This is a genomic window from Maridesulfovibrio sp., from assembly GCF_963666665.1.
Lineage (GTDB): Bacteria > Desulfobacterota > Desulfovibrionia > Desulfovibrionales > Desulfovibrionaceae > Maridesulfovibrio.
Map to the genome: position 1 here is coordinate 1,681,784 of NZ_OY762999.1, position 16,076 is coordinate 1,697,859.

14 protein-coding genes are annotated in these 16,076 nt (G+C 48.6%); 7 read left to right on the forward strand and 7 right to left on the reverse strand.

The window, feature by feature from the left end; all coding sequences use genetic code 11:
* Positions 1-95: 95 nt before the first annotated feature.
* The 5 genes from pssA to upp form a co-directional block, all read right to left on the reverse strand.
* Entirely contained in the window at positions 96-863 is a 768-nt protein-coding gene (gene pssA, locus ACKU40_RS07710) for a CDP-diacylglycerol--serine O-phosphatidyltransferase (protein WP_320175933.1), read from the reverse strand.
* Between the two features lie 262 nt (positions 864-1,125).
* The gene (locus ACKU40_RS07715; protein ID WP_320175934.1) at positions 1,126-1,707 is read right to left on the reverse strand and encodes a GNAT family N-acetyltransferase; all 582 of its coding nucleotides are present in this window, start codon (positions 1,705-1,707) and stop codon (positions 1,126-1,128) included.
* 18 nt (positions 1,708-1,725) lie between these two features.
* Positions 1,726-2,808 (reverse strand): tRNA 2-thiouridine(34) synthase MnmA, encoded by a 1,083-nt coding sequence (mnmA, locus tag ACKU40_RS07720; RefSeq protein WP_320175935.1) that lies wholly within the window; start codon positions 2,806-2,808, stop codon positions 1,726-1,728.
* Positions 2,809-2,999: 191 nt separating this feature from the next.
* Complete coding sequence (locus tag ACKU40_RS07725) at positions 3,000-4,253, reverse strand: uracil-xanthine permease family protein (protein WP_320175936.1); 1,254 nt, start codon at positions 4,251-4,253, stop codon at positions 3,000-3,002.
* 61 nt (positions 4,254-4,314) lie between these two features.
* Entirely contained in the window at positions 4,315-4,941 is a 627-nt protein-coding gene (upp, locus tag ACKU40_RS07730) for a uracil phosphoribosyltransferase (RefSeq protein WP_320175937.1), read from the reverse strand.
* A gap of 197 nt (positions 4,942-5,138) precedes the next feature.
* Between upp and coaE the strand changes: the two genes are divergently transcribed.
* From coaE to ACKU40_RS07745, 3 genes are all read left to right on the forward strand, one after another.
* The gene (gene coaE / locus ACKU40_RS07735) at positions 5,139-6,788 is read left to right on the forward strand and encodes a dephospho-CoA kinase (protein ID WP_320175938.1); all 1,650 of its coding nucleotides are present in this window, start codon (positions 5,139-5,141) and stop codon (positions 6,786-6,788) included.
* 343 nt (positions 6,789-7,131) lie between these two features.
* Positions 7,132-7,431, forward strand: a complete 300-nt coding sequence (locus ACKU40_RS07740) for a nucleotidyltransferase domain-containing protein (protein ID WP_320175939.1) — start codon at positions 7,132-7,134, stop codon at positions 7,429-7,431.
* 350 nt (positions 7,432-7,781) lie between these two features.
* On the forward strand, positions 7,782-8,513 hold the full coding sequence (locus ACKU40_RS07745) for a rhomboid family intramembrane serine protease (RefSeq protein WP_320175940.1): 732 nt from the start codon (positions 7,782-7,784) through the stop codon (positions 8,511-8,513).
* Between the two features lie 21 nt (positions 8,514-8,534).
* Here the strand turns inward: ACKU40_RS07745 and ACKU40_RS07750 are convergent, their stop codons facing one another.
* Complete coding sequence (locus ACKU40_RS07750; RefSeq protein ID WP_320175941.1) at positions 8,535-9,014, reverse strand: hypothetical protein; 480 nt, start codon at positions 9,012-9,014, stop codon at positions 8,535-8,537.
* 197 nt (positions 9,015-9,211) lie between these two features.
* Between ACKU40_RS07750 and ACKU40_RS07755 the strand changes: the two genes are divergently transcribed.
* The 4 genes from ACKU40_RS07755 (at position 9,212) to ACKU40_RS07770 (ending at position 13,728) form a co-directional block, all read left to right on the forward strand.
* Positions 9,212-10,201 (forward strand): DnaJ C-terminal domain-containing protein, encoded by a 990-nt coding sequence (locus ACKU40_RS07755; RefSeq protein ID WP_320175942.1) that lies wholly within the window; start codon positions 9,212-9,214, stop codon positions 10,199-10,201.
* Between the two features lie 12 nt (positions 10,202-10,213).
* Positions 10,214-10,528: a chaperone modulator CbpM gene (locus ACKU40_RS07760; protein WP_320175943.1), complete on the forward strand. Its 315-nt coding sequence runs from the start codon at positions 10,214-10,216 to the stop codon at positions 10,526-10,528.
* A 188-nt stretch (positions 10,529-10,716) separates the two neighbouring features.
* Positions 10,717-13,338 (forward strand): ATP-dependent chaperone ClpB, encoded by a 2,622-nt coding sequence (gene clpB / locus ACKU40_RS07765; RefSeq protein ID WP_320175944.1) that lies wholly within the window; start codon positions 10,717-10,719, stop codon positions 13,336-13,338.
* 219 nt (positions 13,339-13,557) lie between these two features.
* Positions 13,558-13,728, forward strand: coding sequence for a transcriptional regulator (locus tag ACKU40_RS07770; RefSeq protein WP_320175945.1), 171 nt, complete (start codon positions 13,558-13,560; stop codon positions 13,726-13,728).
* Between the two features lie 165 nt (positions 13,729-13,893).
* Here the strand turns inward: ACKU40_RS07770 and feoB are convergent, their stop codons facing one another.
* Positions 13,894-16,074, reverse strand: a complete 2,181-nt coding sequence (gene feoB / locus ACKU40_RS07775) for a ferrous iron transport protein B (protein ID WP_320175946.1) — start codon at positions 16,072-16,074, stop codon at positions 13,894-13,896.
* Positions 16,075-16,076: the final 2 nt, after the last annotated feature.

A 16,076-nucleotide genomic window follows, 5' to 3' on the forward strand; every position in this document is an offset into this window, starting at 1 on the left:
AGGTTAAACTACTTAGTAATTTACCGTCCCCTAAAGAATTCTGGTACCGTATAAGCTTGTTCTGGATGTAGTTATAGAACTACCTAGAAAAAAGCTTATGACAATTCTTTGGAGGACTTTCCTAGTAGCTTATTGCTTCTGCGGGATAGAATAAAAATAGTGTAGATCGGACCGGAAATAATGTATCCGGCAAAGATCACGAAACCCAAAAATTTGGGCTGAGATGCGACCATGGTAAAGAGCGCAATAACGGTAACCATGGAGCTGAAGGGATGAGCTTTGAATACACCAAATTCTTTAAAAGAATTATAGCGCACGGTACTCACCATCAGAAATGCGAGGCAATATACAAGCACCAGAGTGAACATAGGCAGTACACTCTGTGCGAGACTTTCAGGGATATAAGGGGTGAACAGGATCAGAGTCGACAAGGTACAACCTGCCGCAGGGATGGGCAGACCGATGAAGTGAGCCTTGGAAGTTGTCGCTGCCTGAACATTGAAACGGGCGAGCCTGAGCACACCGCAAGCCATCAACAAAAAGGCTGCCAGCATACCCAGTCTTCCGAACTGGTAAAGTTGCCAGTGATAGACCATGAACGCAGGAGTAACACCGAAAGCGACCGCATCAGCGAGAGAATCGAGCTGTACGCCGAACTCACTGCTGGTTCCGGTCAACCGAGCAACTTTTCCGTCGAGACCGTCAAAGAGACAACTCACCAGAATGGCTACAGCACTCATCTCGTATGCACCTTCCACAACCCAGTTCATCGCGAGGAACCCGCAAAACAGGCTCGCCACGGTGAGGAGGTTGGGCAGAATGTATACGCCCTTGTGCTTCGGTATTCTTTTTTCCTTTGCCATGAGAAATACTTAAACTGATTTAAAAATAAATTCCAGTATAATCGTATTAGATTTTTAACTTCACCTAACCCGTGAGGGTCATAATGTTCGGTTGGCAACATGCCTGTAACCGCTTTCTGAAATCAGTTAATACTCCCCTGCCAAACAAAGGTCAACCCGATAATTGTAAATTATTTATATATCGGTATCAGACCTGAAAATAAGCTCAGCCCCCGCACACCCTAAACAAGCAGCTCAGTTACTGAACACTCAACCAAACCAATTAGACCAGTCCGGGCTGCAGGCAACCCACGCAGTTTCCACGAAGAACGAAGGATTCGTTAGAGTACTTTTCTTTCAAAAGTGAATACATTATCCGCAACCTGCCGTTACGAAAGACTAGGTCATCAAACTCAAATCCCAACTTGGAAGCAACACGCATGGAACCGCGATTAGCCGGATGAATGAGGGCCTTTATTCCCTGAAGCTCTGTTTTGAGGTATGCATAATCCAAAAAGGCGGAAGCAGATTCCGTAGCAAATCCAGCTCCCCAGTAATCCTTTTGAAATACCCAGCTGATGCCGACCTGTCCGATCAGGGATTCGGTGAAATCTTCCAGCGGCTGCACCCCGCAATAACCTGCTAATGCTCCACCGCCCTTCATTTCCACTCCAAATAAGCAATAACCCTGCCGGGCAAACAACTCTTCCTGTTTCTGCAACAGAGAGTTTATCTTGCCGTCAGACCACGGTTCCTGTTTAAGAATGTAGCGGTAGACATCAGGATTTTTCATCATGCCGGAAAGAAAACCGACATCATTCTGCTTAAGGGGCCTTAAGATAAGTCTTTGCGTCTCGATAAACACGGCACGTATCTCCCGGGGCTATTCCCGGATTATACCACCTCCGAGCACAGCGCCATCTTCTGTATATACTGCCACAATCTGTCCCGGCGTTGGCCGGGAATGCGGCTCAATGAAATCAAATTTTATACTGCTGCCAACTTGCATGGCCCTTGCGGGCTTGGATCGCTGGCGGTAGCGGGTCTGGATGTAGACAGTTTCCGACCAGCGCTCAAAATCGATCAGAAAATTAAAACCATCGGCAACGCAGCCCTCAGCTTCAAGCTCATCACAAGTTCCAACGATAAGCAGATTACGCTCCATATCCTTATCGAGGACATAAAGCGGAGCCTTCCATGAAATACCTAACCCTCGTCGCTGCCCTTGGGTATAGCGCCAGAGTCCTTTGTGCTTACCTACTTTAGTTCCGTCGGAAAGGACCGCTATTCCCGGCCCGGAAAGCTTTACCTTACGATCAATCAAAAACTGGCGGTAATCATCATCAGGAACAAAACAAATCTCCTGACTTTCCGAAGGCAGAGGAATTTCCACGCCGCGCTTATCCAGTTCGGCATAAGTTTGATCCTTGCTGTGCCCTCCGAGGGGGAAAACAGCATTCAAAACTGAATCACGCGGTACAAGGGAAAGAAAGTAGCTCTGATCTTTGCCCACATCAGCACCACGAGCCAGAACACGGCCATAACAGGCGTCTTCGGCAATACGCACGTAATGTCCTGTTCCGAGCATATCGCAACCAAGTTCCTGCGCAGCCTTATAAAGTACGCCGAACTTGATCTCAGGGTTACAGAGAGCGCATGGATTGGGAGTATTTCCCCGCAGGTATTCCTGAACAAACGGCTCGACAACCAAACGGTCAAACTCAGCAGTTAGATCAAAGACATGCAGCGGCACATCCAGCTCTGCACATCTCTTCTCCAATCCGGCAACGGCTACTTCAGCTTTTTCCTTGCCCAGAAAACAACCGTGGACCGCCACAACATCCGCCCCGCTCTCCTTGAGCAGAACCATAGATAGTAGACTGTCCGCACCGCCGCTGACCGCCATGGCGACCTTCCGTCCGGCTGCCAGATCTTTCAGTTCAGGATATTTAAACCCTGTATCCATTCCATTCTCCACAAATTACTTATTCTTTGTAACAGTATATCAACTGCGAAATTTCGTTCCGGTTACAAACTACAGAGCAGCTCTTATCCCAGCAAGTAAAAAATGAGAAATGTCCGGACACCCCCGATGGGTCTCCGGACAAGTCTCTCACAAGTCAAACCTATACAATGCCGGACTACTCCGGCTTATTGCTATGCTTCTTTCTTCGGCTGCGGAAGGACAAGATTCAAAAAGACACCGAGGATACCGGCAAGACCGATTCCACCGAGTCTGAACTCATCGCTGAAAGGAGTCGGCAGAGACATGCCGCCCACACCGAAGATTACAATCAGGGCCACAATGGCGAGGTTGCGTGCTTCCATGAGATCTTCACCGGCACGAACGAGAGTGTTCATACCTACAACCATAATCGCACCGAAGAGCAGGACCATGATACCGCCCATTACCGGAACAGGAATAGTTGCCAGGAAAGCACCGACCTTGCCGCAGAAAGCAAGTGCAATGGCTACAATTGAAGCCCAAGTCATGATTGCTGGGTTGAAAACCTTGATCAGGGCAACTGCGCCGGTAACCTCAGAGTAAGTGGTGTTCGGAGGTCCGCCGAGAAAAGCTGCAAGGGATGTAGCCAGACCGTCACCGAGCATGGTGTTCTGGATACCGGGATCTTTAACGTAATCCTTGTTAGCTACGGAACTGATGGCGAGAACATCACCGAAGTGCTCAATGGCCGGAGCAATTGCAACCGGAACGATGAAGAGTACGGCTTCAAGGTTCCATTCAGGGAAGGTAAAATTAGGCATTGCAAACCAGGGAGCAGCTGCAACAGCTTCAAAATTAACCAGCCCGAGAAAAAGGGAAACTGCGTACCCTGCTGCGATACCGCAAAGGATGGGGATCAGCTTGAGCCAGCCTTTGCCGAGCAGGGAAACAGCAACGGTAACAGCAAGCGAAACCATGGATACGATCAGTGCGGTCTTTTCGGGAACCAGCACGACAGAACCGTCACCGGTTTTACCAACTGCCATGAAAACAGCTACCGGAGCGAGAATCAGGCCGATAACCATAATTACCGGACCGGTTACAACCGGAGGCAGAACACGTTTCAGGATATCTGTACCGCGCCAGCGGATGAGAAAACTAAGTACCACATAGAAAAGTCCAGCGGCGGCAAGGCCACAGAGAGTGGAAGGTATACCCCAAGTCTGTACGCCGTAGATGATAGGCGCGATGAAGGCAAATGAGGATGCCAGAAATACAGGAATCTTACCCTTCGTAATAACCTGAAATACCAGAGTACCTGCGCCGGCAGTAAAAAGAGCCACGTTGGGATCAAGACCGGTCAGCAGGGGAACAAGAACGAGTGCACCGAATGCGACGAAAAGCATCTGTGCGCCAAGGACAAAGTCTTTTGCCCTGAAATTATATTCAGTACTGGATGTGCTCATTAGTAATCTCCGTAATATTATTCCAAAAAAAAGGCACCGTATTTGGTGCCTTTAAAAACATTTACTTAGTGCCGAATATCTTATCGCCCGCGTCTCCGAGACCGGGAAGAATGTATCCTGCATCGTTGAGTTTTTCATCGATGGACGCCGTGTAAATATCCACGTCCGGATGAGCTTTAACAATCTTCTCAATCCCTTCAGGAGCAGCTACAAGGAACAGACCTTTAATACTGGTACAACCGGACTTCTTGAGAAGATCGATTGTTGCCATCAGGGTTCCGCCGGTAGCGAGCATGGGGTCAAGAATAAGAGCAATACGCTCATCAATGTTACTTGCAAGCTTGACGTAATATTCGACAGGCTGCAAAGTCTCTTCGTCACGGTAAAAGCCGACAACACTTACACGGGCTCCGGGAACCATATCCAGAACGCCGTCCATCATACCGAGGCCGGCCCTGAGAATAGGAACTACGGTGATTTTTTTACCTTTGATTTCCTCAACCTCAACATCTCCGGCCCAACCTTTAATGGTTTTAGCTTCGGTTGCGAGGTCTTTGGTTGCTTCATAAGTAAGCAATCTTGAAATTTCCTGAGCCAGTGCGCGAAAACGGCTGGTGCTGATGCCGTCTTCACGGAGAATGCCGAGCTTGTGTCTTACCAAAGGATGGTCTACCACATGTACCGCCACGGTGCCTCCTTGATCCCATGTTATTTGTTATAAAATCCGAAAAGTCAAAACTTCGTGTTTTTATAAGACAGGGCTTTGACAGTCAAGCAGATTTTAAATTATTCTATAATTAAGTCATATCTACTTGGCATAACTGGAATTTACTAATAAGCATCCCATTACTGAATACGAATATAACCCAATATGGAATAAATTACATGTGCAATAACGAAGATTTTCAAGAAAATGAGACCGAGCTCCTCTGGACAAAAACTGCAGAATTTTCTGACCGAAATACCCGTCTGGATAAATTCTGGGGGACCGCTCTGGAAGAAGAAGGAATTTCGCGCGGCAAGGTAAAAGACTGGATCAAGGCCGGATTTGCTGAAATCAACGGCAAAGTCTGCACGAAGCCGAACCAGAAATTAATGGGAAATGAAGAGCTTACCATGAAAGGTGAAGCCGATCTGACCTCGCTGGTCCCTGAAGACCTGCCGCTGGAGATCATCTATAATGATGGAAGGATTGCGGTCATCAACAAACCCGCAGGACTGACCACCCACCCAGCACCCAGCTGCCCCACCGGAACACTTGTTCACCGCATGATCCACCACTTCCCGGAAATCCGCGAAATGGACGAATGGCGGCCCGGAATTGTGCACCGTCTGGATAAATTCACATCCGGTTTAATTACCGTAGCCTTGAACGAACATGACCGTCTTGCCATGTCCGCCGCCTTTGCTGATCGTGAGGTCAACAAGGCTTACCTTGCAATCGTGCATGGCGTACCTGAACGAGGGTTCGGTGAAATTGACGCCCCCATGGGCAGGCATCCGGTACATAAAACCAAGATGGCGGTTATACTCAAAGGCGGCCGCGATGCCCGTTCCGAATATGAAGTGCTATGGTCCGATCCTGCCGGACGAGCCAGCCTTGTTAAAGTGAAAATTTATACCGGGCGCACCCACCAAATCAGGGTCCATATGGCCCATATCGGACATCCGCTGGTTGGAGATCAGGTGTACGGTTCCATGCCGCACGCCCTTTGGGAGCAGGATCTTCCACAGCTAGCAAAGCTTGCCCGACGTCAGATGCTGCATGCCTACTCCATATCATTTACGCACCCTGAATCAGGTGAAGAGCTAAGCTTAACCCAAGCTCCGCCCGAAGATTTCATCACCATGCTCAAGGCACTTGATAAATCCGTACAGAGAGTCGGATTGATCGGCATGCCCTGCGGCGGGAAATCCGCAGTTCTCAAAATCCTTGCGGACAGAAACATCCCCACCTTCAGCGCGGATAATTCCGTCGCACGCACCTATGAAAAAGACGGAGCCGGATGGGAATTGTTGCGCCAGAGGTTCGGTAATCGTTTCATCGACAACGAAACAGGCGACATCGATAAAGCCTCCCTATTCACCGCCATGTGCGAAAACGAAGATCTGCGCCGGGAAGTCATGAATATCATTCACCCCATTGTGCAGCACGATGTCAGTGAATTTTTCAAAGCCAATACCAACGAACCGCTGGCTGTAGCTGAGGTTCCCCTGCTGCTGGAAAGCGGCTGGCATACCAAGAAATTGGTTGATGCTGTAATCGGAGTACGCACTCCTGAAGCAAAACGGACCGGTGAACTGCGAGAGAAACGCGGAATTGATCCTGAAATGCTTGCGGTTTTCGATTCATGGCAATGGGATGAAAAATCCAAAATGGATTGTTGCACCGCCATTATTGAAAATGAAGCGGGACTGACTGAACTTGATTCGGAAACAGACCGGGTTCTCGAAGTTCTGTCAGGCCTGCGCAAGAACAAGGAAACATCATTCGAGAATAACCTGAAAAAGCTGTTCACCCCCGATGAAAGCTAGGTTTTCGTACCTGTGAGCATTGACTTACCTGCACCATGTGTTATTTTATAAGTGAGACCTGAGGCGTGTGGTCAGGGCCGTAGTCGGAAGAATGAACACAATTTAATTGTTAGGATGCAAGTCCATTATACATAAAAGAATTCTACGCAAGGTCCAACCCCGCTTTCGGCATCAGGTTGTGTTTAGGGAGTGAGTACCCCTAGTTTACCTACCAACTCAATCTCGTCACGCCCCCGCGGCTTTTGCTGCGGGGGTCGTTTTTTGTGGGATAGATTTCATTTGCATAGCGATTGCTGTTAATGCTCTAATGCGATAACTTATTAGAAAAGATAAAGAGTTCATTATGAGTAAGCAGGAAGTAATAAATACTATTCGTCAAATTCTGAAACAGCACCCTTATGTGCTGCGCGCAGAGCTTTTCGGTTCACTAGCCAGAGGAGACGACCGTCCCGGCAGTGACGTCGATCTGCTCGTTGTTTATGACGACGCCACCCGCCCCAAAGGTTTCCGGGCCTATACAATTTACGGTGAACTGGAAGAAGCATTGGGACGCAATGTTGATATCGTGCAGGATAAGTTGCTGCATGGATTTGTGCGTGAGAATATTAAGGATGATCGGGAGTTGATATATGAGCGGCACTAAGGAAAACAACGATTTCAAACGGCTAGCTAATTTATTTACCGACAAATCATCCCCTGACCATATTAACCAATCCCACCTCCTCAAACACAAGAATCGCTGCGAATCACTTTACAACTTGAAGCGATGAGGGCTGATTTGAACAACAGGACTAATGAAAAGTCATACACATACAATCAAATCGTAGAACTAAGCGATAAACGCGAAGACATGATTTACGAAGGCCGCCATCCGGGAGAAATTGAAGACATTGACTTTTCCATTGGAAACAAAACTCATCAATATAAAATATTGGACAAAGAAATAACTGATCTTAAATCACAAATACAAATACTCGAAAAGAAACAAATACCATGATCCCAATCCGCGACAACGTCCCCTGCCTGATCACACCTTACGTGCTGCGCGGAATCATGATCGTCAACATCGCGGTATTTGCCTTTGAACAAATGCTGACACCGCAGGGACGTTTGGCACTGTTTCACCTTATGGGCGTGGTCCCGGCAAGATTTTTCGATCCTGAATGGGCAATAGCCGCCGGATATCCCGATTCCGGAATACTGCCGCTCTTCACCTACATGTTCCTGCACAGCGGCTGGCTGCATATCATTTTAAATTTATGGATGCTCTGGATATTCGCCGACAACATCGAAGATGCCATGGGGCACGGACGGTTTGTCGTCTTCTATCTGGCCTGCGGAATCATTGCCATCGCAGTACAGATGATCATCAACCCGTCAGCCAGTGCGCCTGTAATCGGTGCATCCGGCGCAGTCGCCGGAATCATGGGGGCATACATGATGCTCTACCCGCACGGGCAGGTTCTGACCCTATTCCCTGTAATCATCATCCCGTTTTTCTTTAAAATTCCTGCGTCCCTATTCTTAGGTCTCTGGTTCCTGATTCAGGTATTTTCCGGTGTATCCGAGCATTTTGCCGAAGGAGCACAAAAGGTCGCATGGGCCGCCCATATCGGCGGGTTTATCGCCGGAATGATATTGATACGATTTTTCGTGAAGAAGGATCGTTGTGTTTATTGTTATGTACCGGAGAAGAAGGATTATGAGTTGCCGGATGATTTTTAAATATTGAACGCTTCAAAAAAATTATTTGAAACAAAAAAGAACAAAAAAGAGTGAATATGAAATAAATTGAGCCCGTGCAACTTCATTCTTAATATCTTCTCCCACGGCACAACACAAAAGGACTATCCCGATGACGCTAAAGACCCATCCAACTAACAGCCTAGTTCCAAAAGCTATTACACCCGTCAAATGTGAAACAATAAAAAATTCTACATTAAAAAATGTCACCCAAGCATTAATTGCCATCATAAATAGTGCACAAGCAAAATAAACTGACAACTTTTCATTTTTTTTCAAGCAGAGGCTAATTATCGCAGCAAACCCATAACCTAATACCACTTCAAGAATAAATAAAATTAAAAATCTAAACTCAAATTCAAAATCAGCAATATGGGCCTGAAAATGCACTGTATTTAAAATAGAACTCGGAAAAGAAATCACAATCGAAATACTAGTTATCACCAAAGAGATTACGGTCATCATTTTCTCAAATTTTGTCATTAGCTCACTTCCAATGCTTTATATAATTCACTTCAACAATTATACGTACCCATATATACTTATACTCATACCTGCAACCAAGTTCCCCCTCAAACCCAAATTTCAATTATTACGCTTGACTTGCCCAAACTCTGTTTTATTCTGATAGAGTGGCGATGAGAAATTGATCGCCCAATCACTCAAGGAGTAATTACAAGATGAGCGTGAAATATAAGGACTACTACAAACTTCTGGGAGTTTCCCGGTCCGCAAGCAAGGATGAGATTGCCAAGGCTTTCAAAAAGCTGGCACGGCAATACCACCCGGACTTGAACCCGGACAATGTGGAAGCTGAAACGAAGTTTAAGGAAATCAACGAAGCTTACGAAGTTCTTAAGGACCCCGAAAAGCGGAAAATGTACGACCAGTTCGGCGCGGACTGGGAGCACGGGCAGAATTTCCGTCCGCCTCCGGGCTACGAGAACATGAACTTCGGCGGTGGCGGATTCGGAGGATTCGGCGGCGCTGGCGGTGGTGATTTCAGTGACTTTTTTGAAACCATTTTCGGCGGCGGCGGTGGCGGCGGATTCGGCGGTGCCAATTTTGGTGGTGGCGGATTCGGCGGTCAGGGATTCCAACAACGCCCTCGCAAGGGCGAGAATTCCGAAACCACCCTGCTGCTGACCCTTGAGGAAGCGTACAAAGGCGGACCTAAATCCGTGACAGTACAGGAAAGGGCAACAGGTCCGGGCGGACACCCTATGGTGCAGTCCAAGACTCTGGATGTTAAAATTCCCGCAGGAATCAAGGAAGGTCAGAAAATCCGCCTTTCCGGTCAGGGATCACCTGGCCCGAATGACGGTCCGCGCGGAGACCTGTACCTGAAGATCAAGCTTGCTGCGCACAAAGATTTCAAGGTTGAAGAAAGCAACGTCATCCTCGACCTGAACCTTGCCCCTTGGGAAGCTGCTCTTGGCGGAAAATTCAAGCTGCCGACCCTTGACGGTATGGTTGAAATGAACATTCCCGCAGGGCTTGGAAGCGGTAAAAAGCTCCGCATTAAAGGACGCGGCCTCGGAACTGGAGCCAATAAAGGCGACCAGTTTGTGCGCATCATGATTCAGGTACCCAAAGCTGAAACTGATGAAATGAAAAAACTATGGGAAGAACTGGCTGCAAAGTCCAACTTCTCACCCCGCTCATTCTAAAGGAGGCCCGCAATGAACATTAAAGCAAGGACCGAAGCGCAGCCTCCCTCCAGCTCCAAACGGCTGGTCATCACTCAGGTCATGGAAATGACCGGACTGAAAGAAGCAGTTGTACTGGAACTGATCAGTATGGAATGGGTGCGGCCCGGAACTACCGGGGACGGACATTATCTCTTTGAAACACGAGATCTCTATCGCATGACCAAGCTTTCAAGGCTCTGCAAGGACCTTGATGTAACACCTACTGGCGGATCAATTATCGTTGATCTGCTTGAACGGGTCGAAAAACTTGAGTCGCAAATCGAAGAAATGAAAAAATTAATTTAAAACGCAATGACTTGCGAACCATATACAGGATTCAAACTCCTGCCTAAAACGCAGTATGAACTCAGGGGGAGGACACGCCCTCCCCTTTAAGAATAGTAGAAGTGCGTCCGGATTTCAGGCAGAATACCTGAAATGAGTTGTGAATCTTGAATGCAAGTCAGCTAAGATAAAGCAAAAGGAGACTATATATGGATCCGAACAAATTCACACAGAAAACCAACGACGCCATTGCTGCGGCACAATCTCTGGCTGTTAAAAACGGTCAGCAGCAGATAGAAGTGGAACACCTTCTCCTCGCCCTTGTGGAACAGGAAAAAGGCATTGTTTCCAAAATTCTCGAAAAATCGTCTATTAATCCCGCAGACTACAAAAAGGCTGTCGAGGATGAAATCCGCAAACTGCCTAGGGTCAGCGGTCCCGGCGCACAGCCCGGTCAGGTTTTTGTTACCCAGCGGCTGAACAGGATTATTGTGGCCTCTGAAGAAATCGCCCAGCGCATGCAGGACGAATTCATCAGTGTGGAACACCTTTTCCTCGCCATAATGGACGAACACGGCTCCACCGGAGCGGGCAAGGTCAACAAGACCTTCGGCCTGACTAAAGACAAGGTGCTGGAAGCAATGACCTCAATCCGCGGCAACCAGCGGGTGACCACCGACAACCCGGAAGCCACCTACGATGCGCTCAAGAAATACGGACGCGATCTGGTGGAAGAAGCCCGCAAAGGCAAGCTCGATCCTGTCATCGGCCGCGACTCCGAAATCCGGCGCGTTATCCGTATCCTTTCACGACGCACCAAAAACAACCCCATCCTCATCGGTGAGGCCGGGGTCGGTAAAACCGCCATCATCGAAGGTCTGGCCCAGCGTATCGTTAAACAGGATGTGCCCGAAGGTTTGAAAGACAAGACCGTGTTCATGCTCGATATGGGCGCGCTCATTGCCGGAGCAAAATATCGCGGTGAGTTTGAGGAACGCCTCAAGGCCGTGCTCAAGGAAGTTCAGGAATCCGAAGGCCGGATCATCATCTTTATTGATGAGATTCACACCATTGTCGGCGCAGGTAAAACCGACGGCGCAATGGATGCCGGAAACCTGCTCAAACCCATGCTGGCCCGTGGTGAATTGCACTGCATCGGCGCAACCACCACTGACGAGTACCGCAAATACATTGAGAAGGACCCGGCTCTTGAGCGCCGTTTCCAGACCATTATGGTTGAAGAACCGACCATTGAGGACACCATCTCGATACTGCGCGGTTTGAAGGAACGTTTTGAAGTGCACCACGGTGTCCGCATCAGCGACAGTGCCTTGGTGGAAGCGGCGAGCCTCTCAGCCCGTTACATCACTGACCGCCAGCTGCCCGATAAGGCCATCGACTTAATCGATGAAGCTGCTGCCATGATCAGGACCGAAATCGACTCCCAACCCTACGAGCTGGATAAGATCAACCGTCAGATCATGCAGGCTGAAATCGAGCGTGAGGCTCTGCGCAAAGAAGATGATGCTGCGTCACGCGAGCGTCTTTCCAAGCTGGAAGACAGCCTCACCGAGATGAAGATCAAGCAGTCTGAGCTTGTCGAACAGTGGGAAAAAGAAAAAGGTTCAATCGATACTGTACGCGACCTCAAGGCACAGATTGAGAAGGCCAGAATAGATATCGAAGAAGCCCAGCGTAAAGGTGACCTTGCCCGTGCATCTGAGTTGACTTACTCAGTGCTGCCCGGTCTGGAAAATCAGCTGGCAGCGATCTCTAACGACATCGAAGGCGAAGATGACAAAGTCACAGCCGACAGTAAACGTCTGCTCAAGGAATTTGTCGGCCCCGATGACATTGCAGGGATCATTTCCCGCTGGACCGGAATTCCGGTCAGCCGCCTTGTGGAAGGAGAGCGTGAAAAGCTGCTCCGTCTTGAAGAAATCCTGCATGACCGGGTAATCGGTCAGGATGATGCGGTCCGTGCGGTTTCCGAAGCGGTCCTGCGCGCCCGTGCCGGATTGAAAGATCCTTCGAGACCCATCGGTTCATTCATCTTCCTCGGCCCCACCGGTGTAGGTAAGACCGAGCTTTGCAAAGCCCTTGCTGAAGCGCTCTTTGACAGCGAAGAAAACATCATACGCATGGACATGTCCGAGTACATGGAAAAGCATGCGGTGGCACGACTCATCGGAGCTCCTCCGGGCTACATAGGCTACGATGAAGGCGGGCAGCTTACCGAAGCCATCCGCCGCAAGCCTTACTCAGTAGTTCTCTTTGATGAAATTGAGAAAGCGCACAGCGATGTGTTCAACGTGTTGCTGCAAATCCTTGATGATGGCCGGATCACTGATTCACAGGGCCGCACCGTGGATTGCAAGAACACCATCATCATCATGACCTCCAACCTCGGTTCCCAGCTCATGCTCGAAGGAATCGAAGCAAATGGAGAATTCAAGAGTGGTGTTCAGGACGGCGTAATGAACGTTCTGCGCGGACATTTCAGGCCTGAATTCCTGAACCGCGTCGACGAAACGGTTCTCTTCAAGCCGTTACTTGAAAAAGACCTCGTCAAGATCGTTGATCTGCAGCTTGCAGGCCTGCGTACTCGTCTTGAAGAACAGAAAATGTTCATGGAAGTCACAGACAAGGCCAAGGCATTCATCGCCCATGCGTCCTATGATCCTATCTACGGGGCAAGACCGCTGCGCAGATACCTGCAATCCCATGTTGAGACTCCGCTAGCTAAGAAGATCATTGGCGGAGAGCTTCGCGAAGAGCAGACTATTAATATTGATGCCGGTAATGATGGCTTGGAATTTAAGACTGAGTAAGATTATAGCCTCCGGCGGCCCTGCCGGAGGCCTTAAACCTTTTTGTAAAAAGGGTTTAAGAATCCCAAAAACTTTTATTATGGCTTCGCCACGTTTGCTCAAAATCTAGTTTCATTTATAAAGCCCGCATGAAACTTTTCATACGGGCTTCTTTTTTAAGTTGACAGCAAATCTCAAAATATTTAGTAATAGTTATCAACAGTACTTAAGGAGCCCCAAATGCAAGATAAAGTTCTCGAAGCAATGAAAGAAGCAGGGAAGCCTGTTCGTCCCGGCGATGTAGCAAAAGCCATCGGTGAAGAATCAAAAGATGTTTCCAAAGCTATCAAAGCACTCAAGGATGCAGGAAAAGTTCACAGCCCCAAACGCTGCTACTACGAACCTCTTTAAGATATTTTAGTCGCCTCATTATACCACTCACACCCCAAGTAAAAAGGCGGAATGTTCGATACCACCCGAGCATTCCGCCTTTTGCTATTCATAGCACACAAAAAGGCCGCAATATCTTATAGGATACTGCGGCCTTAATTTTTGGGTAACGCCCGGAGGCAATCATTAAATCAATAAATTCCCAACCTGATAAATAATCACGGACAGCGTGTAACCGAAAGCGAGCGAACCGAAGACTGAGAATGTCGCCCATTTCCAGTTGGTCTCACGGGCGATAACCGCAACAGTTACCATGCACGGCACATAAACCATCAGGAAAATGAAGACTGACCAGATAACAGGAGTTGTCCAAGCCTTATCTGCTGCAATCTTCTCAGTAAGGGAAAGAGCCTCTTCAGGGTCTTCCTCTCCGAGAGAATAGGCTGTGGACATGGTGGAAACAAAGACTTCCTTGGCTGCAAATGCGCCAATGAATGCAATGTTGGCCTGCCACGGAAATCCGGCTACGTCTGTTACCGGAGAAATGGCCTCACTCAGGCGTCCGGCATAGGAATGCTTAAGTGCGGCCTCGCCTTCGTTGTAGCTTATTTTAGCAAGGGTCTGAGCAACTTTGGCTTCTTTTTCTTCAGCAGTACCGGACCATGCAGCACTCTGCTCTGCAACCTGAACACGCTGAGCTTCGAAGGCTGCAACACGTTCAGCAGGAAGCTGCGGAAAAGTCATCAAGGCCCACATGAGAACGGAAATTGCGAGAATTACGGTACCCGCTTTCTTCACGTATTCCCAGACGCGATCCCAAGTGTGAATGGCAATGCCGTGCAGAGTAGGAATACGGTACGGCGGCAATTCCATTACAAATGGAGTGGACTCACCCCTGAGCGCGGTCCAACGCAGCAAACGCCCGAAACAAAGAGCCAGCAGCCAAGAGACCAACACCAGACAGAACATAACCGTAGTAGCATTGTCCGGATAAAATGCACGGACAAGCATGAGATATGCGGTTGTCTTCGCACCACAGATCATGAACGGAGCGGTCAGGATGGTAGCGATACGCTCTTTGGGGCTGCGCAGGGTTCGGCAGGTCATGACCCCGGGAACAGCACAGCCGCCCGGAAGACCGCCGGACATAATGAAAGGCATGATCGACATACCGTGCAGCCCGAAAGAACGAAACACACGGTCAACCATGTAGGAAACACGAGCCATATAGCCAAGGTCTTCCAGAAAAACGAGCATGGCAAACATGATCAGAATCAGCGGGGTAAACCCCATGACCGCGCCAACGCCGTCAATGACACCGGAGGTGATCATGGATTTGAGCAGTCCATCCGGCAACAAGGAACCAACGGTATTGGAAAACCATGCAAATGCTTCTTCAACCCAGCCCTGCGGAACCGCCCCGACATTAAAGGTAATGTAAAACATGCCGTACATGATCAAAAGCATGATCACCGGACCGAGAAATTTATGGGTCAGCACAAGGTCGATCTTGTCTGAAAAATCAAAGCGAAGATCATCCTCACGGCTGATAACGCCCTGCTTGAGAATGGAGTTAATAAAACCGTAACGATAGTCGGCAAGAACCGCCTCAGGATAGGTATTCAAAGTCTTTTGGATATGCTCGGAGACAGTATTAACCTTTTCTTCCAACTGCTCGGCAATTGGTCCGGCCTTACGACCGTTCTTCATTACAATTTCATCTTCTTCCAGATACTTAACCGCCAGCCAATGCGAATCATAGCGGTCTGTCATGAACTCATTTTCCTTGATCAAAGCGGTCATTTCTTCAATAACCGGATCAAGGTCGTGACCATATGAAATATTTACCGGACTCCACTTTCCCTGAGTTTCTTCAACGACCTTCTGGACGGACGCCATGAGCTCGTCTTTACCAACTCCCCTGCGGGCAATACACTCAACTACGGGAACACCCATGAGTTCGGAAAGCTTTTCAGTATCAATGCGGATACCTTTCTTGCGAACCTCGTCCATCATGTTCAGTCCAAGCACGACCGGAACACCGATTTCCATAAACTGGACAGCCAGATAAAGTGAACGTTCAAGCGAAGTCGCGTCGAGCATGTTGATGACCACATCGGGCTTCTCATCAACAATTACATCACGGGCAACAACCTCTTCCATGGAATATGAAGTAAGTGAGTATGTCCCTGGCAAATCAACCAGATTCGCACAGAATTCAGGAGTACAATAACGCCCTTCAGTACGGTCAACGGTAATCCCGGGATAGTTGCCCACCCGGGCTGTCGCCCCGGTCAGGGCATTAAACATGGTACTCTTACCGCAGTTAGGCTGGCCTGAAACAGCTACAAAATATTCCTTACCCATGA

Excerpts from the sequence above, each read along its gene's own strand:
- pssA (WP_320175933.1), bottom strand. The coding sequence starts at position 863 with ATGGCAAAGGAAAAAAGAATACCGAAGCACAAGGGCGTATACATTCTG.
- mnmA (WP_320175935.1), bottom strand. The coding sequence starts at position 2,808 with ATGGATACAGGGTTTAAATATCCTGAACTGAAAGATCTGGCAGCCGGA.
- ACKU40_RS07725 (WP_320175936.1), bottom strand. The coding sequence starts at position 4,253 with ATGAGCACATCCAGTACTGAATATAATTTCAGGGCAAAAGACTTTGTC.
- coaE (WP_320175938.1), top strand. The coding sequence starts at position 5,139 with ATGTGCAATAACGAAGATTTTCAAGAAAATGAGACCGAGCTCCTCTGG.
- ACKU40_RS07740 (WP_320175939.1), top strand. The coding sequence starts at position 7,132 with ATGAGTAAGCAGGAAGTAATAAATACTATTCGTCAAATTCTGAAACAG.
- ACKU40_RS07745 (WP_320175940.1), top strand. The coding sequence starts at position 7,782 with ATGATCCCAATCCGCGACAACGTCCCCTGCCTGATCACACCTTACGTG.
- ACKU40_RS07750 (WP_320175941.1), bottom strand. The coding sequence starts at position 9,014 with ATGACAAAATTTGAGAAAATGATGACCGTAATCTCTTTGGTGATAACT.
- ACKU40_RS07755 (WP_320175942.1), top strand. The coding sequence starts at position 9,212 with ATGAGCGTGAAATATAAGGACTACTACAAACTTCTGGGAGTTTCCCGG.
- ACKU40_RS07760 (WP_320175943.1), top strand. The coding sequence starts at position 10,214 with ATGAACATTAAAGCAAGGACCGAAGCGCAGCCTCCCTCCAGCTCCAAA.
- clpB (WP_320175944.1), top strand. The coding sequence starts at position 10,717 with ATGGATCCGAACAAATTCACACAGAAAACCAACGACGCCATTGCTGCG.
- ACKU40_RS07770 (WP_320175945.1), top strand. The coding sequence starts at position 13,558 with ATGCAAGATAAAGTTCTCGAAGCAATGAAAGAAGCAGGGAAGCCTGTT.
- feoB (WP_320175946.1), bottom strand. The coding sequence starts at position 16,074 with ATGGGTAAGGAATATTTTGTAGCTGTTTCAGGCCAGCCTAACTGCGGT.